The organism is Rossellomorea sp. ABR4_004 (assembly GCF_056159585.1).
This window is the reverse complement of record NZ_JBSWVM010000001.1, coordinates 1,107,679-1,126,810: the sequence shown is the minus strand read 5'-3', so window position 1 is coordinate 1,126,810 and position 19,132 is coordinate 1,107,679. Positions and strand designations below refer to the sequence as shown.

The following is a 19,132-nucleotide window of genomic DNA, read 5'->3' as shown; positions in this document are numbered from 1 at the left end:
ACAAAACAGACACAAATATCATTCATGACAATTATTAATGAAGCGGCGCAAAACATACCCTTGCGTCGCTTTTTACATACGGTTTATAAAGTATGAGCGTTTGTTAACAGTAGACAAATGTAATGAAAGGGAATTAAATATATGTAAAGGGTACACTGTCCGAACATTCTATAACTTTAGATCGTGGATAGTGAATGTATGATGTTAGATAGGATGGGAAACGAATGAAAAAAGGCTTTAAAGTAACGATACTGGTCTGCCTCGCATTAACGATTTTTGTTTATCTAAATAATAGCTCTTTGTTTACTGAAGAAAGAAAAGGAGAGCCCAACCTTTTGGCTCATCGGGGCTTGGCTCAAACCTTTCCAATGGAAGGGATTACTGGCGAAACGTGTACAGCAGAAATAATCAATGAACCCGAGCACCCATACTTGGAAAATACGATTCCTTCAATGGAAGCAGCTTTCAAAGCAGGAGCAGATATAGTGGAAATGGATATCCAACCTACGGAAGATGGGGAATTTGCCATTTTCCACGATTGGACCCTTGATTGTAGAACGGATGGTACTGGGAAAACAAGAGAACACACTATGGAAGAGCTGAGAAAGCTGGATATAGGATATGGTTATACAGCTGACAATGGAAAGACGTATCCTTTTCGAGGAAAAGGGATAGGGCAGATCCCAACATTAAATGAAGTATTAACCTACTTTCCCAATAAGGAATTTTTAATTCACATTAAGAGTAACGATCCAACGGAAGGAATACGGTTAGCCGATTACCTTTCTACTTATTCAAAGGAAAGGATAGGTGATCTATCAGTATATGGCGGGGATGAACCCATTGAGATTCTAAAGAAGAAATTGCCTGAAATGCGGGTCATGTCAAAAGAGACACTAAAGAGCTGTCTACTTTCTTATGAAGCGTTAAGTTGGACAGGCTATATACCTGACTCTTGTAAAAATACGCAAATTCATATACCCGAGAAGTATGCTTCTTACCTTTGGGGGTTCCCCGATACGTTTATTAATAGAATGGAAGATGTCAATACGAGGGTTATTCTTGTTGCCGGTGATGGTGATTGGTCAGAAGGTTTTGATGAGAAGGCAGACCTTGAGCGTGTTCCAGAGAGTTATAATGGGGGTATTTGGACAAATAGAATAGACCGGATAGCCCCTATTATAAACAATTGATTCCTGAGATCCCATTTGGGGCGTTGGGTACCTCTTCAAGAAATAAGACTATTGAAAACGGAATGGTATAATAAATAGACAACAAATAGAGACAGAATATAAATAAAATAATGCAAAAAATATATGAAAGTGAGTGGAAGATGTATGGATAATCTCTCTCAAATGAGAATTCAAAAGCCGGTACATGAAATTTTCGAGGCATTTGTTGATCCTGAAAAAATAGGTAACTTCTGGTTTTCTTCAAGTTCTGAAAGGTGGGAGGAAGGAAAGACTGTTACTTTAAGATATGAAGAATATGACGCACAAGGTGATATAGACATAAAAGAAATTCAAGAACATAAGAAGATTGTCTTTGAGTGGGCAGGAAACCATAAAGTAACCATAACATTTGTCCAAGAAGAAAAAGGCAGCACAATTGTCGTAGTCAAAGAAGAAGGATTCGATGAGACCAACGAAAACCTTATCAGCCAATTACTAGACAACAAAGAAGGCTGGGTATACATGCTGACATGCTTAAAAGGATACATGGAGTATGGTGTCAATCTTAGAGCAGCGCTGGTTAAGTGAGACTTAGAGTAAGTGAAAAATAATATCATTTGGTAAGACAAGAGGGACGGACCTTCAGCTTTAGGTAAGCATAGGTCCGTCCCTCTTGTCTTACAACCTGTTAGAGTTAGTTTTTTTAAATAAAATGAAACCAAACCCTGATTGATTCGTCTTAGCATTAAAGGGGAATGAGGTGAGGATCGTGTGAGAAAAGTTAAGGATGAGGAGTACTTTGAAGATCGGGATGCCTGGCTTGAAACGATAATGGATGAGTACGGCGAACGGCTCACCAAGTTAGCCTATAACTATGTGAAAGAATGGAAACAAGCCGAAGACATTGTTCAAGACGTATTTATCACATGCTACAAGCATCATGAAAAAATAAATGAGATTCAATCTTTCAAAGCGTGGATTTATCGCCTGGTCATTAATCAATCGAAGGATGTCTTGAAGAGTTCTTCATTTAAGAAAGTGGTGATGAATTCAAGTCTTTTTTCCCTTTTCATATCAAGGGACTTGTTACCTGAAATGAGTCTTCTTAAGCGAAGTGAGGAAGAGTTTCTTTCCAAGTGTGTATTGTCCTTGCCTGTAAAGTATCGTGAAGTGATCACGCTATATTATTATGAAGAATGTTCGATTGAAGAAATGAAAGGGATTTTAGGTCTGAACCACAATACGATCAAAACGAGATTGAATAGAGGCAGGACAAAGCTGAAAGATATGATGGAAAGGTGGGGGAATGATGGAGAGCAAGCTTAAAGAATTAAAGAACGCGATGGATTCGACGACTCACAAAGGTCTTCACTTTACGGAATTTCAAAAAAATAAGATTAGAAATGCCGTTCATACAAATCGTACGGTCAAGACAAAAAGCCCTAATACATTCGTAATTTTCCTCATGACCACTTTCGCCATCTGTTTAATAGGCTTCTTCGTTTCAACTGAGTTTTTGATCAAACAGAATGAAACCATCCACGGCAGCCCAGACACATGGCAAGTAACACACGATTATAAGCAGAATCAGAAAGTCGTATTCAGCATCTTTCCTGACCCTGAACTTCATGCGGGAGAGCTTTATGGCTATGTTTTCAGTTTCAAGGAGCCCTTCGACATCTTTAAAGAAAAAGAACTCTCGATTTTGGCGGTTCACAAGGAAACGGGGCAACGTATTGAAGTATTATCTCCTCAAAAAATAACCAAACCATCACCAGGGTACTCAAGTTTACAGCGGTTCACCACCAGTTTTCAGGTACCTTATAGCGGATTATGGAGGTATGAAGTCTACCTTGACGGCAAGGCTTACGGCGATGTTGTCGTGAGTGTGGCTGAAAAGGAAGAAGCAAAACCTGTCATTTTACCGAATGATCTCCCGGACTACGTTAAGAAAAGTGATTTTGACAAAATCAACTGGGATCGAAAAGCAAGCATATTTGGACGTAATATAATCGGAAATGAACATCAATCAGGTATCATTGGTGCGGATATGCCAAGCTTGACAGCACAAAAATGGATGTGGCATTTGTGGAATACCCATGCTGCAGAACTAACAGTGGTTGGTTATCACCGAGCGACGGGAACCATCCACCCCGTATTGAATAATGGTGAAGGCTGGACCATTCCTCTGGGTGGAGAGAACAACGGTGCTGATGTCCATGCTCCATCGGCTGTTACTATACCTGAACGTGGGGAATGGGCGTTCTTACTTTATACGGAAAAGGAATTATTTGATGTGATTGTTTGGGAGGTTAATTAGTGATTGGTAAAAAGACCAGGCCGCTTTAATAGATGAAAGGATAGAGAGCCGGAAATATCACCGGCTTTCTGTTTGGGCTCCATACCTTTTAAACTTACAATCAACCTTTGTAAAATACAATTTCCTCTACATTTTTAAGCCATTCCCTAGCTTCAGTCCCATCGGCATTTCCTATCCAGAGATCCCTTTTCTTATCGGTTAGGGATGTGGCCCTTAACCAAACGAGCTTTTCGATGGATGGGATGAACTGAGGGGAATAGTCTCCAAATCCTTTAGGGGGTTCGGTTATTTTCATTTGTACATTAGATTGGATATTCAGCGTGTAAAGAACAGGGAGAGGATGCTTACTGAAGTCATTGCTCCACTCCTGCTCTTTGATTCTTGAAACCACTAAAGAATTGTCGGTGATCCAATTGAAATCAAGGTCTGCATAATGGGCAGGAGTGTAGGTTCCTGAAACTGGCATTTCCTTTACCTTTAAGTCCTTGTTTTTGAAGCCGAACACAATTCTTCCACCGCCAGCGATATAGGCAATCGTATCAGTGGAGGGTGACCACTTGGGTTCGCCTACATGTAATATCATTTCGTCTAATACTTCGAAGTTTTTTCCTTCCCTATCGATGATGCAAACCATATTACTGTCCATGGACCATGAGGCGGTTGGAGACACAACAAAAGAGATCCATCTACCGGTCGGCGAATAGGTCAGCTGGTCGGCATATACGGCAATCAGTTTGTTTTGATCCGTTGTCCCGATTTCCCTTGGGAGTGTGAAGAAAGGTTCCACACCTCCAAAAAGAACAATATCCTCATAAGCATCGCCGACTTTTTTGGTGAAGAGAGAGGCGCTTGACCAACCATCCGGGCTGAGAGTGCCAGATGAAGATAGCAGGAATCCTGAACCGTCCGGAAGCCACGTGAAGTCACTGACCCCGGTTGCGATGTTGTAGAACTGTGTAAGGTCTGAGATATTTAAGATTCCTTTGTCATTAAAGGCAATAACGTTTTTATCGGGTGCCCATTCAGGAGAATATCCGTTATAAGAAATTTTCTTCTTGTTACCCGTTTTAAGATTGTAAGTCCATACCTCTGACTGCACTTCTCCTTTATCGAATTCAGAAGGTGTCTCTACTTGATAGGCAAGCCAGGTGCCGTCTTGTGACCATGTAGGTTTAGAACGTAGGTTGCCGGTATGAGTAATTTGTTTTTCTTGGCCATCTATCAAGGTCCACAAATCCCCCTCTCTTATAAAAGCAGCTTTAACTTGATCCACTAACGATGCGGAAGGTGTTGATGGGAAAATAAGAGCAAGGATCATGGTAAAAAGGATAGCTTTTTTCATGGTGAATTCTCCTTTTCTCATATGCTCTTACTATTTTCCTGGAAGGCTTACTTTATGTGAAAAAGAGTGTGGGAATGAAAGATGTGGTCTGGGCACTGATTTTATAACGTTCAAAGAAGGAGTTTTTTCACTTTTTGATGAAGTACTACCCATATGAAATATCCTTATCAAGGAGGCAAATATTCATGAATCGAACTGACTTGCTCTTAAGAATGCTTGATACTACGTTCGACAAGGAGAGTTGGTATGCCCCGTTCAAACCTGCTATAGAAGGGCTCACTGCAGAACAGGCTAGGTGGAGACCGGCTGGAGAGGCGACCAAAACCATATGGGAGAATGTTAATCACCTCATTTATTATAAAGAGAGGTTAACAGCAAAATTAGAAGGACGTGAATGGACACAAACCCTCGATGGTAATGAAACCTTCTATCTTACCGAACAATTGAATGATGACAGGGAATGGATAGCGGTCGTACAGCGTGTAGAAATGGCTCAAAGCCGTTTAAGAGAAGCACTTAGTAAAACAACGACTGAAATGCTTGAACGAGATGCTCTAGAAGAAAAGCTATTAGATATCATGCTTCACGATGCCTATCATACGGGCCAAATTATTCAAATGAGGAAGATGCAAGGATCTTGGCCGTCACATCGCTGATTGGTGGAAAAGACTATTTCTTACTATACCTAATGAAAGGCATCTTTGTGAAAGAACTGCTTGCATAAGTGGGGGATAAACTCATCATTACCTTGTTCACGTAATATTTATCTTATTTGAAATTTTTTATAAATAGTAATGGTGAGTTATTCTAATAATTTTTCAGCAAACAGGATGAGGTCTGAAGATGATCCAGTTTCCTCAACTTTTTCAGACCCTGTTTACTAATGCGTAAAAAACATCACTTTCATATCTATAAAAAACTAAAAAGGGTTGATACGTCAATGAAAAAGTATAGCCTTCTTTTATTTGACCTGGATGATACGTTGCTTGAAAACTCGTCTTGGTTTGACGATGGACTGGTACAGTCTCTAACGGAACATCCTCTGACAAAGGGAATGGATGAACAACAATTTTTGAAGAAAATAAAACAACCTCCTAAATCCTTAATAGAAAAACTTGTAAGTGGGGAAATAAATACATTTGAATTTAAGAGAGAAAGATGGAAGAGTGCTTTTGAATACTTTGACGTGAAGGTGAACATTGAAGCAATTGAACAGCTCGAAGCTCTTTTTACTAACACAAGTATGAAATTCATAACTGTTAACGAATATGTATTAAATTTAATGAATGAACTGAATAAGCATTATGAGGTAGGAATTGTAACAAACGGACTTTATGACCCTCAACAGAAGATAATCAACATGGGCTTGGGAGATATATTCAGCCACACTAACATCTTTCATGCTGAACAATTAGGTTGTAGAAAGCCTGATAGCAGAATCTATAATATTGCTCTAAATACTTTTAATAAGAAACCTGAAGAGACAATATTCATAGGTGATTCGTGGACACATGATGTAATCGGGCCCATTGAAGCTGGAATGGAAGCAATATGGGTCAATTTTAGAGGGATAGAAAAACCAACCAATCATACTCCCTACGCAATTGTTTCTACTATTGAGGAAATTAGAGATATATTGCTAGGTAGCGGCAGTAATAAATAGTTACGTCATTAATGCGTGTAGAGGCTATCCATAGACCGATTAAGTTATTAATCTACTTATCAACGAATCCAATTTAGAAGGTAGGAACTCAAATGTTAGCTCCAGAAAGCATTATAAAGACATGGGGAAAATTCAATGATTTTCCCATGGAGACGTTAACGAAAGTTTGGTTTTATAACCAGGGAACTATTAAGAAACAGCGGGATGTCTCTCTTATGCGTGAACATCGGGAGCAATTCGGGATGTCCGGGAATTGTTTCGATCTTGCACTATGGTTACTTGATGAGTTTAAGAGGGATGGGGTCGAGGCGTATCCCGTCGGTCATAACCTGAACTCTGAAGATGCTCATGCGGCCGTTATTGCCTTGAATGAAAAAGGGGAACGATTTTTATGTGACTTGGGTGATCAATGGTTGAAACCTATTTTAATAGATACGGATAGCATGGATTATACCAACGAAAAGGTAAGTGGGTTCTTCCCTGCAGCAAGGGTACAGGTTCAAGATCATCCAGCAGGTAAAGAAATTCTGTATCACCGACCGAATGGAAAAGTATCGAAACAAGTGTTCGAGACGCAACCAATTGAAATGGATACGTTCTTAAAGGCCGCAGAGCATTCTCAACATTTAATTAAATCAGGACCTCTTCTGGAGTGCAGAATCCCATACAAATCTGAAATCGCTCATTGGGAATTTTATTATTGGGAGAGCTTTCTAAGTACAACAGAAGGATTAGTGAAGGATGCCAAGCTTGAAAAGGTGGAAGACTGGGCTGAAAGAATCCATGGGAAAACGAACTATAATAAAGAGGTTTTAATCCAAATATTAGAACGATATAAGCATCTTCAAACGGAACAGGTGTAGTGTTGATCGATGATTTTAGCTCCTTATGCTGGCGGTCTTGGTGGACATATTAATCAATTGTTCGAGTGAAGGCTATTTGAGATCTTCTTAAGGAAGAAATCGGCTATTTATTGAACATAAAAATGAAACAAGTGCGGATGACCTAACTTGATATCTTTATTTTCACATAAGCAGGAGAACTCCCTGTCCTATCGAAAAGCCGACGGTCAATCTCCGCGGCTTTTTTAAAAAATTTATCTGAAATCAACCAGCTTAGTTGTATAATAAGTGTTGGGATAATTGAAAGATAATTCGGACAAAAAGGGGGACATCATGAACATTCGGAAGGTAATGCCAGAAGATGAACCTGTAATTAAAGGATGGTTAAACGAGCCAAAGGACTGCAAATATGTCACTGGCAGGCAAATATATTCAACAGATATGTTTTATAACTGGTACGAAGCACATGATCAATTTGGGTATATGTTTGAGGAAGGCTCAAATAGTGTGGCATATGGGGAGATATGGATAGATGAGGAAGAAAAAGATATAGAGCTTGCACATATAGTTATTCACCCCTCTTTAAGGAATAAAGGATTGGGCAAGCGATTCATTAAAGAACTTCTTGAAGAGTGTAAGAGCTATCCATTTGAATGGGTCTATATGAGAATAGAGCCTGGAAATGTACAAGCGATTCAATGCTATAAGGGAGTCGGCTTTGTTGAAGATCCAAATCTAAGATCCTCCTTTGATAGTAGATGGATTTGGATGAAAATAAGGATCACGGAGAATAAGAAATAGATTTAAAGGTAACGAGAATATCTTCTTGAAGTAACGGTAAGAAATTATGACTTAATAACCTATTCTGATTGGGAATAGTACTAGGTTGTATCAATAAAATTTGTATGAAATTATAAAAAGGGTGATTATATGGAATTCACAGATGTTATACATGGGCACAGATCCATACGAGAATATGAAGATAGGGAAGTAAGTCAAGAATTGCTCGATGAAATATTAGATGCGGGTATTCGTGCCTCTTCAAGTGGTAATATGCAATCTTATTCGATCGTCGTCACAAAAGACAAGGTGCTAAAGCAAAAATTATATACCGCACACATGGAACAGTCGATGGTTGTTGATGCACCTATACTATTAACATTTTGTGCTGATTTCAATAGAATGAGAAAATGGCTTTCGCTCAATGATGCACCTGTACATTTTGATAATTTCATGAGCTTTATGATAGGTGCCATCGATGCGACTTTGGCAGCACAAAACTGTGCTTTAGCTGCTGAAAATGCGGGGCTGGGCATTTGCTATATGGGCTCAACGCTTGCAAATTGTGATCAAATTGGTGAGCTACTAACATTACCACCAAATGTCGTACCAGTTGTGGGTTATTCATTAGGGTACCCAGCAGAAAACCCTGCCCAACGTGATCGACTGCCAAAGCATGGTATTGTCCATTATGACCAATATCGTGATTATTCAGATGAAGAAATTCAGGAAATCTACAAAGAGAGAGATGAGAAGGGATGGAAACGCTACATGGACATCCCTAAGCTTAAGGAAATGACAGAGCAATTAGGATTAAAGAATCTTGCTCAAATTTATACCATTGCCAAGTATACGAAAGAATCTCACCACGAGTTTTCGCAGACAGTGCTGAATTACTTGGAAAGTCAACATTTCATGAATAATGAGTGATGTTTGTCCTGACGGATGAGATGGTATTTTATGAACCTTTTCAACATCAATCTACATACGATTTGCAGGTTTGAAAGTGAGGTTATATACATGACAGACGTTATCATCCTAAACGGTGGATCCAGCTCCGGAAAAACCACTATCGCGAAATGTCTTCAGAATACATCTGATTCGTCTTGGCTAAGGTTCAGTATTGACGATTTGATTGAGGCTATGCCCGATGCCATGCTTAAGAAAGATAGCGGAATTAAGCTGGGTGAGGATGGCTCGGTCATTCCGGGTACGGAATTTCGTGTTATGGAATCTGCATGGAGGCACGGTATGGGAGAGATGGCACGAAGAGGAGCAAGGATCATTATTGACGATGTCTTCCTTAGTGGAATAGAAGCCCGTAAACGATGGGAAATTTCCTTTGATGGGTTGCAGGTGTTGTGGGTCGGTGTCAGGTGTGATCCCACTGTAGCGGCAGTACGGGAGAAGGAACGAGGGGACCGCATGGAAGGAATGGCCGTTTCGCAGGCTGCTGTGGTACACGAAGGCATGCAATATGATCTTTCAGTTGATACAACTAAGACATCGCCAGAAGAATGTGCACGAATGATCGAACGGAAAATCAATGTTTGAGAGTTATTGAGATGTTACTGAAAAACAATGTGAGCAGGGAGATAAGAAGTATTAATGTTCTATCTTTATAGAGGGAGTTTAACGGATTAATATATGCTTTGCTAGATTTAGCTGAAACGCTTTAAAGGACCGTTCAAATGAACGGTCCTTTCTTTTTATAGGAATCATGCACAATGATCCATTTTACTGTTCGGCTTGTTCTTGCGGCTCTCTTCTTTGTGGAAGCTCCACTCTAAGTTCTTCGAGTTGTGCCTGGGCTTCTTCCATAGTAATGGAGCCATCTTTTTGTTGTTCCATGATGCTTTGGACTTTCTGCCTAGTGCTCTCATCAAGATCTGCGAACATATCCCCTGGGTTTCCATTTCCTGGCGGCATTTGACCGTCCCCAGGTCCTCCCATCTCGCCAGGTTCTCCCATGCCTCCGGGTCCTCCCATACCAGGACCGGAGCTCTTGGCCGTCGTGACACCTGATTCATCCAGCCATGTAACGGTGTCTGAAGTGGTGAACTCAACTACTTGTGTTCCTCCCTGATAATCTCCGTCTGCATAAAGGCCATTACTTTCTTTACCGGTTGCTGTTCCTTCAGAGTAAAGGGTGTAAGAAGCATCCTTTGTTAGACTTGGTGAATTAATCACTACGGATTGATAGTCTTTGACCGGAGCAAACGTCACGACTGTGTTTCCTTTGCTGTCTTCAAGATGAAGGATCGTTCCGGCCGCTTGTGTCTCAGGATAACTCATCAGGATGGAGTTTTGTGTTGATTCTTCTGATGGTGCCATAGCCATTCCTGAGCTCCCTGTAGCGATAAGGAATCCACCGCTCATGTCAAAGCTTTGGTCATAATCGAGTGCGCCATTTCCGTTAGTGGTTGGTCCGCTAACGATCACCGTACCGTCAGTCATGGAAATAGATCCGTTTGAATCAAGCCCATCACCACCGGAATCGACATAGACATAGCCGCCATTGATGGATAGCAGATTGTCTTCAGAATCTGTTTGTTGCATATCCAGGCCTGAACCGTCGTTTCCTCCTCCAATGTTTATGCCATCATCACTGGCCTTGATATGAATCTTGCCATCTGCGATCGTGATGGCTTTACTTTCAACACCTTCATAGCTTTTGGTAATGTTGATGCTCCCGCCTTTGGTGAGGATGGATGAATCCGCATGAATTCCGTCATCTCCTGTGGCAACGTTCAAATCTCCGCCTGTGATGGTGATAGAGTTATTGCTGTGAATAGCATCATCGGATGAATCCAGGTGAAAGCTTCCTCCACCGATAGCCACTTCTACTGCTGCTTTCAAACCTTTGGCGCTTTCAGTTGCTGTATCGGAGCTTGAGCTGCTTGTACTCATTTCCCCAGGTGCCTGCCTGTTAGTTTCACGGTTCGCAATGGTGTCAGGGCTCCCGCCACCAGATGAAACGGTGAAATCCCCATCGGCAATCAGCAGTGACGTCTCTGCCTGTATCCCGTCCTTTGCCGCCTCGATATCGAAGGTTCCCCCTTCAATGGCGATCGTTGCTTTGGAGGCATCTTTGTCATTCGTGGACTTCATACCGTCTCCGCCTGCTTTAATGCTGACATTTCCTTCTTTAATGGCCAGGAGATCCCGTCCCATTAAACCATCGTCCACAGCATCAATCTGAATCGTTCCTCCCGTGATTTTCAATTGATCTTTACTGGTGATTCCGTTGTTATAATGTCCATTCACGACGAGTTTCCCGCTGCCGTTGATGGTCAGATTGTCTTTGCTGAATAAAGCTGCATTGGGCTCATCCTCGTCTGAATCCTCATACACATATTTTTCCCCGTCTGATAATATGTTTTCTGTTCCTTCTTCCAGTGAAACAATAGTTTTTTCAGCCTGTTTCACGTAGATTGATGAAGTAGTAGAAGAATGAATCTCTACTCCATTCAGAACGAGTCTGACGGTTCCTTTATCTTCTGCATCCACAATGATTTGTCCATCATCCAGCTTACCGCTGATCACATACACACCTGAAGTCTTAATGGTGATGATGTGATCGTTCATGATCACTCCGCCATCTCCATCAATGCTCGCGTTACGTCCATTCAATTGTATAGACGTTGCATTCTCCCATTTGCTGTAGAAATCCTCATCAGCATACATTACATTCTCGCTTATCACACTGGCTATTTCCTGATTGCCAATTGTACTCAAGATCTCAGCTTTTGCCACAGCCTCACTATTGGAATTGTTTACAGTTTCCGATTCGTTGCTGCAAGCAAATAATAACGATGTGCACATTAGGGATGCGGTTACTTTTATGAATGTCGATTTTCGATTTTTCATCATAATCTCCTCTTCTTAAATAAATCTCAACTTGCTATGAGTCACATGATGGAGGACGAACCTTAAACAAACCTTAAAAAGAGGTGATCGGAATTAATGTTTGATTTTATTTCGATTGGTCCTATAATCTAACATAACCAATTAAAAAATGTGATAGATGAAATAAAGGGGAGCGGTATATGAAATTATTAATCATTGAAGATGATAAATATCTCTCTGAATCCATATGTGAAACAACGAAGGAAATGTTCGAAACGGAGCAGGCGTTCGATGGGGAAGAAGGACTGTTTCGTGCAGAACAAAATATTTTCGATGTCATTATTTTAGATATCATGCTGCCGCATATGAACGGCTATGACGTATTGCGGCATTTAAGAAAGAAGAACATCACCACTCCTGTCATCATGCTGACAGCTAAAGATGGAATTGATGACAAAATTCAGGGCTTTAAAGTAGGCGCAGATGATTATTTGGTGAAACCATTTCACCGTGAAGAGTTGTTATTGCGCCTTGAGGCCATGGTGAGGAGGTCAGGAGGTCTCCTAAAGGAGAATGTCCTTACGTTTAAGGAATTAAAAGTAAATATTAAACACAAAACAGCAGAAATCATTGGGGAATCCATTAAGTTAAACGGGAAACAATTCGATCTGTTGGAGTATTTGTTAAACAATAAAAATACGATTTTAACCAAGGAACAAATCTTTGACCGGATATGGGGATTTGAATCGGATACCTCTATGACAGTGGTGGAGGTATACGCCAGTCATTTACGTAAAAACCTTAAACCATTCGGATACGACCAATACATCAAGACCTTCCGTGGATTGGGCTACATGCTGACAGACACTGGTGAAGGTCATGTTTAATAGGGGAATCTTCAAGAAACAACAGCTCAAGTTTATGTTGTTCAACATGATTGCGTTTACGGTTATTTTCACCATTTTCAGTATCATCATTTTCAGCCAGGTTCAAAGGACGTTATTTTCAAAAACAGATGAGGAGCTATTATCATTTAAAGAAATGCTGACAGACAACCATTCAGAGGGTATGCGGCCACCTCAATTAAAAGAAGGTTTCGACCAGAAACCGCCGGACAAAGATCGGCAAAGAGATGCTCCAAATCCAAGAATCATCGTCATACATTGGAATCACGCAGGGGAAATACTCAATGAAAATGAAATCGGAACTTCATTCTATGAGAATTATCTAGAGGGTTACAAACTGGATAAAACTAATTTGGACGAAATTACAATGACGGATATTAATGACCTGTACCATTTCAGGTATATAGTTTTCAAAGACAACAATGATCAGGATGACACGGCCTATACACAGCTTATGATCAATGTGGATGCAGAGCAGACGATCATTACAAACTTCGAAAAATTGATCTTTATCTGTTCGGCCATCTTCATCGTTCTCTCTATTTCCGCAAGCTTCATATTATCAAGGAAGATGATGAAGCCGATCATTCATTCCTGGAATAAGCAGGCTGAATTTGTTGAAAATGCTTCCCATGAACTCAGGACTCCGTTAGCCATCATTCAAAATAAGCTGGAACTTCTTCTTACCGCGCCACAGGAAAGAATTAAAGATAAGTTTGAAAACATAGCCTTAAGCCTATCTGAAACACGGCGATTGTCGAAGCTTACATCTGATTTGTTAACCTTGGCAAGGGCGGATTCAGCTGAAACACAGCTTGTTAAGCAGTCCATTCATGTTGATACGTTTGTAGAAGATGTATGTGCACCTTATAAGGAAATTGCCGAGTCACAGGAGAAGCATTTTTGGCTGAATTTAACTTGTCCTTTCACGATCAAAGGAGACGAAACCCGCCTTCACCAGCTGTTGGTGATTTTACTGGATAATGCGCTAAAATACACGGGTGAAAACGACAGTATTGGTGTAAAAACATATGCAGAAGACCAGAAGATCGTCGTTGAAGTCAGCGATACGGGAATGGGGATCAAAGAAGAAAATATCCAATATATTTTTGACCGATTTTACCGCGAAGACAAAGCACGGTCCAGGGAAACAGGCGGCGTCGGATTAGGATTATCCATCGCCCAGTGGATTGTATCGAAGCACAACGGGACGATTAAAGTGTTGAAGAATCATCAGCATAAAGGGACCACCTTTAAAGTGAAGCTGCCTAAGTAAGAGATCACAGACACGTGATCTCTTTTTTTATCGTTTTAAGGTTTGTTTAAGGTTTGTCCTTAATAATGTGATTCATAGACCGATTGACAAAGGAGAATGTTGAACTTGGAAGCGATGACCTTGAACGGTGTGAAAGGGAGAACAGAGTTGAAACATGAAATCACGAAGATGGACTGTTATCTTCTAAGAAATAAATTGAAGCATGTCATGAAAGCGGACCCTCATGCCAAAGAAAACGGGAAGTATCTCATTCGAAGCGTTTATTTCGATAACTTTGATCATAAAGTCCTTACCCAGAAAAAGGAGGGCTATTATGAACGCGACAAGTTCCGGGTTAGATTGTATGACTACAAGATGGACTATCTCAACCTTGAAAAAAAGAGCAAACGGAATAACCTGACGTACAAACAAAAATGCAGGATTACACCTGAGGAATACGAAAAGATGAAAACGGGAGACCTATCATGGATGGAAAATGATTCACGAATGCTCATCCAGGACTTATATATCCAAATGAACTTGTTTCAATTAAAACCAGTAACGGTCGTTGACTATGAAAGAGAAGTGTTTATTTATGAACATGGTAATGTCCGCGTTACATTCGACGGCGCCATTAAAACAAGCTTTCGAAATAATGATGTATTAAATCCTGATTTAGCCATGGTGGAAACGAACCCTGACATCGTCATACTTGAAGTGAAATATGACGAGTTCCTTCCGGATGTGATTAAGTATTTGCTTCAACTTGGTGACAGACGGAAAGGTACGTATTCAAAATATCAAATCAGTAGAATGTTTGGCTAAAAAATTGATGATCACCGGAGGATGACAGATGGATACAACAAATTTCAAGGATATTTTTAAATCCAGCATTTTAGAAAAAACAAGCAGCTTTTCAATCATTGATTCCCTCATTGGACTACTCGTAGCATTCGCAGTGGGATTATTCATTTATTTCGTGTATAAGAAAACGTTCACGGGTGTCCTATACTCTCACACGTTTAATATTTCCCTGATCATTATGTCAATGGCAACAGCATTAATCATCATCGGAATTTCATCCAATGTTCTCTTATCACTGGGTATGGTTGGTGCACTATCGATCGTCCGGTTTAGAACCCCGATTAAAGACCCTATGGATATTGTGTATATTTTCTGGGCGATTGTTTCTGGTATCTTATGCGGAGCGGGCTTCATTCCCCTCGTCATCATCGGTTCTATTCTAATCGGGTCAGTCTTGATCTTATTCATTAACCGTATTACCGTCGAGAATCCCTATTTATTAGTCGTGCGCTACAATGAAACATCCATTGAAAGCTCGTTGGAACATGTCATTTCCGGACTTTCAAAGAAACATTGCCTTAAATCAAAATCGGTGATGCCTGGAAATGACTTTGAAGTAACCTACGAAATCCGTGTCAAAGAGAATGACATGAATTTTATGAATAACATTTCAAACATGGAAGGTGTTAAATCAGCCATTATGTTAAGTTATGACGGTAATTTTACTGCTTGATTAAAAAGAGAATTAGTAGACAAAACAAGGCGGGCAAAGTATCAACTTTGCCCGCCTTGTTTAACAGTCCATTTCTATTTCCACAAAATACTTGAAGTTATTGACCGTAATGGTCATTTTTTGTTATATTTAAAATGACCCAAGTGGTCATTTTGTGAAGGGAGGCAGCATAAATATTAGTACTAAATTTAATAAGTTGAAAATCGAGAAACAAGAACGAATTATCAATGCTGCAATGAAAGAGTTTGTTAACAGTGGTTATGATAAGGCATCAACGAATGAAATAGTAAAGGAAGCACAGATATCTAAAGGATCCTTGTTCAACTATTTTAAAAATAAAAAGGAGTTGTACTTGTTTTTAATTGAACATTCAATGAAAATCATCGAGCGAATTTATGAGGAAATCGACATGAACGAAAGGGATCTCTTCAAAAGGATCTATCAAGTGGGGTTGGTGAAATTAAATATTCAACAAAAATACCCCTTAGTATTTGATTTCCTTAAATCGATTGGTGACGAGAAAGCACCGGAAGTAAAATCTGATATTGAGCGGATAAGGGGGAGCATTCTGGATGATGGGTTGAATAGAATCTACCAAAATATAGATTGGTCAAAATTCCGAGAAGGTGTTGATCCGGAAAAAGCAGTGCATATACTTAATTGGACAATGCTTGGTTTTGCAGAATTGCAAATGGCGAAGTTAGATTCTTTTCATTATGTTGGAATGGAGATATTCAATGAATGGAACAGCTATTCCGACATTCTGAGACGTTGTTTCTATAAAGATGGGGAGGAATGAAGAAATGAGTTTATTGAAAGTAACCGACTTATCGAAGAAGTTTGGCACGTTTACTGCATTGGACAAGATCAATCTTGAGGTGAATAAAGGAGAGGTTGTGGGGTTCATCGGTCCAAATGGTGCAGGTAAATCAACCACAATCCGCGTATTATTAGGAATCTTAAAGGCGTCAGGTGGAGAGGTGAAAATTTTCAATAAAGACGCCTGGCAGGATGCTGTAGACATTCACAAGAACATTGCTTATGTCCCTGGGGATGTGAATTTATGGCCAAACCTGACAGGGGGAGAGGTCATTGATTTATTTGTGAAACTCAATGGTACAACAAATAGGGCAAGTCGTGAAGAATTGATAAAAAAATTTGATTTAGATCCATCCAAGAAGTGTAGAACATATTCCAAAGGGAATCGACAAAAGGTAGCTTTAGTTGCGGCCTTTTCATCTGATGCAGATCTCTTTATTCTGGATGAACCCACCTCCGGACTCGACCCATTAATGGAAAAGGTATTTCAGGATTGTGTGATGGATGTAAAAAGACAAGGAAAAAGTGTCCTGCTTTCCAGTCACATTTTATCAGAGGTAGAGAAGCTGTGCGACCGAGTCAGTATCATTCGCCAGGGTAAGATTATTGAGTCTGGGTCCTTAAGCGAGCTTCGTCACTTAACACGAACACAAATGCTGGTCGATACCAAGATGCCGATAACAGGTTTACATGAGCTGAAAGGCATTCATGAGGTCGAGGAAAGCGAACATGGTATTTCGTTTCAGGTTGATACTGAACAAATGGATGCTGTTATCAAGCATATTAGTCCATTTGTTATTGTGAAGCTGGAAAGTGCCCCACCGACATTGGAAGATCTATTTATGAGTCATTATGAAGGAGTAAAGGATACAGGAGTGGGAGGTGTCCACTGATGGCAGCCAAATTAATGGCTAAAACGGCTTCCCTTTCTACATTCATTTTTCGTCTTGATCGTATCCGGATCCCTATCTGGATCATGTCCCTCACGTTTTTTACAATAGTCGTCCCAACAGCATTTAAGGATTTGTACAGCTCTCAACAGGAAAGAGATGCGATGGCCCAAACAATGGCCAATCCCGCGATGACTGCCATGACGGGTCCAGCTGATTTGAGCAATTATACGATTGGTGTCATGACAGCGCATCAGATGTTACTTATGACCGCTGCAGTGGTAGGGTTAATGTCCATCCTGCTTGTCACTCGCCACACGCGGGCAGCTGAAGAGGATGGACGTTTGGAAATGCTTCGTTCGTTACCGACTGGGCGTCTTTCCTACTTAAATGCAGTCTTACTTGTCATAACGGCTACGTGTGTTGGAATCGCATTAATCAATGGTTTCGGCCTCTTTGCCCTTGGGATTGACAGCATTGATCTGGAAGGGTCCTTACTATATGGTACGGCATTAGGGGCAACTGGTTTATTCTTCGCCGGGGTAACAGCCATATTTGCCCAGCTGTCAGACAGTTCACGAGGTACCATCGGATATTCAATGGCCGTACTTCTTCTTTCCTATCTCCTTCGGGCCATCACGGACGTAAGCAACGAAGCGCTATCGTGGATTTCACCACTGGCATGGGTAACAAAAGCAGAAGTATACGATACAAATAATTGGTGGCCGATCATTTTAATGATTGCAGTTTCAATCGTTCTTTATGCCGCAGCGAATTATTTGAACGCCATTCGTGACTTGGATCGTGGCTTTTTACCATCCAAACCAGGGAAAAAACATGCATCCCGCTTTTTGCAAAGTCCAATCGGTCTTGCATTAAGATTGCAACGAACCGGAATCATATCATGGGCCATTGGTATGTATGTGTTAGGTGCCTCTTATGGATCTGTTTTAGGAGATCTCGAATCCTTTTTTTCTGAAAGCGAAGCAATGAAACAGCTGCTGCAACCAGCGGAAGGGGTCACGTTGATAGAACAGTTCATCCCCATGTTGATGATCGTCATGTCATTGCTGGCAACCGTCCCTCCCGTTATGTCCATGAATAAACTGCGCGGGGAGGAGAAGAAGGAACGAATTTTCCACCTGTTAAGTAGAACCGTTTCACGAACAAAACTATTGGGCAGTTACTTCATCATTTCTATAGTCAATGGTTTTGTCATGATTTCCCTTGCAGCGCTCGGACTATGGTCGGCGGGGAATGCAGTGGTGGAAGGAGGATTATCCTTTGATATGATCTTTGGCGCAGCCCTGTCCTACTATCCAGCCATGCTCGTCATGATCAGTATAGCTGTATTACTTATTGGGTATTTGCCAAAGCTTACGAGCATGATATGGCTTTATGTTTTTTATTCTTTTATCGTGTTGTATCTGGGAGGCTTATTCCAATTTTCCGATTGGATTGGCAACATTTCACCTTATGGTCACGTGCCACAAACACCGATTGAAGACTTTTCTTTCATGCCACTTCTACTTTTATGCTTGATTGCCTTGGTACTGACGGTGGCAGGGTTTATTGGCTTTAATAAACGTGATATTGAAACGTAATCGTTGAAAAATAGGACCTCCAGTGAGCCTCGCTGGAGGTCCTTGATTCCTTTTGAGCCAGGATGATCTATTTCCCATTAGGAATCTCAGAGAGTTACAGAAATATATCTTTACAAATGAGAATGATAATTGTTATCATTTATATGGTATCTAT

At 40.6% G+C, this 19,132-nt stretch carries 19 protein-coding genes; 17 read left to right on the top strand and 2 right to left on the bottom strand.

The annotated features are described in order from the left end of the window. The first annotated feature begins 224 nt into the window (after nucleotides 1-224). The 4 genes from ACXAF2_RS06015 to ACXAF2_RS06000 all read left to right on the top strand — a co-directional run bounded on the left by ACXAF2_RS06015 (nucleotide 225) and on the right by ACXAF2_RS06000 (nucleotide 3,492). Nucleotides 225-1,193 (top strand): glycerophosphodiester phosphodiesterase family protein, encoded by a 969-nt coding sequence (locus ACXAF2_RS06015; protein ID WP_475137775.1) that lies wholly within the window; start codon nucleotides 225-227, stop codon nucleotides 1,191-1,193. 144 nt (nucleotides 1,194-1,337) lie between these two features. Further along, nucleotides 1,338-1,760, top strand: coding sequence for an SRPBCC family protein (locus ACXAF2_RS06010; RefSeq protein WP_475137774.1), 423 nt, complete (start codon nucleotides 1,338-1,340; stop codon nucleotides 1,758-1,760). Between the two features lie 183 nt (nucleotides 1,761-1,943). After that, nucleotides 1,944-2,498, top strand: a complete 555-nt coding sequence (locus ACXAF2_RS06005) for a sigma-70 family RNA polymerase sigma factor (RefSeq protein ID WP_475137773.1) — start codon at nucleotides 1,944-1,946, stop codon at nucleotides 2,496-2,498. Then, entirely contained in the window at nucleotides 2,482-3,492 is a 1,011-nt protein-coding gene (locus ACXAF2_RS06000; RefSeq protein WP_475137772.1) for a hypothetical protein, read from the top strand. The genes ACXAF2_RS06005 and ACXAF2_RS06000 overlap by 17 nt, the downstream gene beginning before the upstream one ends. Before the next feature lie 100 nt (nucleotides 3,493-3,592). Here the strand turns inward: ACXAF2_RS06000 and ACXAF2_RS05995 are convergent, their stop codons facing one another. Further along, complete coding sequence (locus ACXAF2_RS05995; RefSeq protein WP_475137771.1) at nucleotides 3,593-4,834, bottom strand: TolB family protein; 1,242 nt, start codon at nucleotides 4,832-4,834, stop codon at nucleotides 3,593-3,595. A gap of 185 nt (nucleotides 4,835-5,019) precedes the next feature. Here ACXAF2_RS05995 and ACXAF2_RS05990 point away from each other — a divergent pair, with 185 nt between their 5' ends. The 6 genes from ACXAF2_RS05990 (at nucleotide 5,020) to ACXAF2_RS05965 (ending at nucleotide 9,673) form a co-directional block, all read left to right on the top strand. After that, complete coding sequence (locus ACXAF2_RS05990; RefSeq protein ID WP_475137770.1) at nucleotides 5,020-5,490, top strand: DinB family protein; 471 nt, start codon at nucleotides 5,020-5,022, stop codon at nucleotides 5,488-5,490. 284 nt (nucleotides 5,491-5,774) lie between these two features. Further along, entirely contained in the window at nucleotides 5,775-6,497 is a 723-nt protein-coding gene (locus tag ACXAF2_RS05985) for an HAD family hydrolase (RefSeq protein ID WP_475137769.1), read from the top strand. Nucleotides 6,498-6,589: 92 nt separating this feature from the next. Then, complete coding sequence (locus ACXAF2_RS05980) at nucleotides 6,590-7,360, top strand: hypothetical protein (protein ID WP_475137768.1); 771 nt, start codon at nucleotides 6,590-6,592, stop codon at nucleotides 7,358-7,360. Between the two features lie 312 nt (nucleotides 7,361-7,672). Next, nucleotides 7,673-8,140: a GNAT family N-acetyltransferase gene (locus ACXAF2_RS05975; protein WP_475137767.1), complete on the top strand. Its 468-nt coding sequence runs from the start codon at nucleotides 7,673-7,675 to the stop codon at nucleotides 8,138-8,140. A 129-nt stretch (nucleotides 8,141-8,269) separates the two neighbouring features. Next, nucleotides 8,270-9,049, top strand: coding sequence for a nitroreductase family protein (locus ACXAF2_RS05970; RefSeq protein WP_475137766.1), 780 nt, complete (start codon nucleotides 8,270-8,272; stop codon nucleotides 9,047-9,049). A 90-nt stretch (nucleotides 9,050-9,139) separates the two neighbouring features. Further along, nucleotides 9,140-9,673, top strand: coding sequence for a chloramphenicol phosphotransferase CPT family protein (locus ACXAF2_RS05965; RefSeq protein ID WP_475137765.1), 534 nt, complete (start codon nucleotides 9,140-9,142; stop codon nucleotides 9,671-9,673). Nucleotides 9,674-9,856: 183 nt separating this feature from the next. On the opposite strand, the gene ACXAF2_RS05960 is transcribed toward ACXAF2_RS05965, so the two are convergent. Beyond that, the gene (locus ACXAF2_RS05960) at nucleotides 9,857-11,989 is read right to left on the bottom strand and encodes a carbohydrate-binding domain-containing protein (RefSeq protein ID WP_475137764.1); all 2,133 of its coding nucleotides are present in this window, start codon (nucleotides 11,987-11,989) and stop codon (nucleotides 9,857-9,859) included. 179 nt (nucleotides 11,990-12,168) lie between these two features. Between ACXAF2_RS05960 and ACXAF2_RS05955 the strand changes: the two genes are divergently transcribed. The 7 genes from ACXAF2_RS05955 (at nucleotide 12,169) to ACXAF2_RS05925 (ending at nucleotide 18,978) form a co-directional block, all read left to right on the top strand. Then, on the top strand, nucleotides 12,169-12,855 hold the full coding sequence (locus tag ACXAF2_RS05955) for a response regulator transcription factor (protein WP_475137763.1): 687 nt from the start codon (nucleotides 12,169-12,171) through the stop codon (nucleotides 12,853-12,855). Next, complete coding sequence (locus tag ACXAF2_RS05950) at nucleotides 12,848-14,149, top strand: sensor histidine kinase (RefSeq protein ID WP_475137762.1); 1,302 nt, start codon at nucleotides 12,848-12,850, stop codon at nucleotides 14,147-14,149. Before ACXAF2_RS05955 ends, ACXAF2_RS05950 begins: the two co-directional genes overlap by 8 nt. Before the next feature lie 105 nt (nucleotides 14,150-14,254). After that, nucleotides 14,255-14,953, top strand: coding sequence for a polyphosphate polymerase domain-containing protein (locus tag ACXAF2_RS05945; protein ID WP_475137761.1), 699 nt, complete (start codon nucleotides 14,255-14,257; stop codon nucleotides 14,951-14,953). A 28-nt stretch (nucleotides 14,954-14,981) separates the two neighbouring features. After that, nucleotides 14,982-15,665 (top strand): DUF4956 domain-containing protein, encoded by a 684-nt coding sequence (locus tag ACXAF2_RS05940; RefSeq protein ID WP_475137760.1) that lies wholly within the window; start codon nucleotides 14,982-14,984, stop codon nucleotides 15,663-15,665. Nucleotides 15,666-15,819: 154 nt separating this feature from the next. Beyond that, nucleotides 15,820-16,464 (top strand): TetR/AcrR family transcriptional regulator, encoded by a 645-nt coding sequence (locus ACXAF2_RS05935; protein ID WP_475137759.1) that lies wholly within the window; start codon nucleotides 15,820-15,822, stop codon nucleotides 16,462-16,464. A gap of 4 nt (nucleotides 16,465-16,468) precedes the next feature. After that, nucleotides 16,469-17,377, top strand: a complete 909-nt coding sequence (locus tag ACXAF2_RS05930; protein WP_475137758.1) for an ABC transporter ATP-binding protein — start codon at nucleotides 16,469-16,471, stop codon at nucleotides 17,375-17,377. After that, a complete protein-coding gene (locus ACXAF2_RS05925) occupies nucleotides 17,377-18,978 on the top strand; it encodes an ABC transporter permease (protein WP_475137757.1) in 1,602 nt (533 codons plus the stop codon). Before ACXAF2_RS05930 ends, ACXAF2_RS05925 begins: the two co-directional genes overlap by 1 nt. Nucleotides 18,979-19,132: the final 154 nt, after the last annotated feature.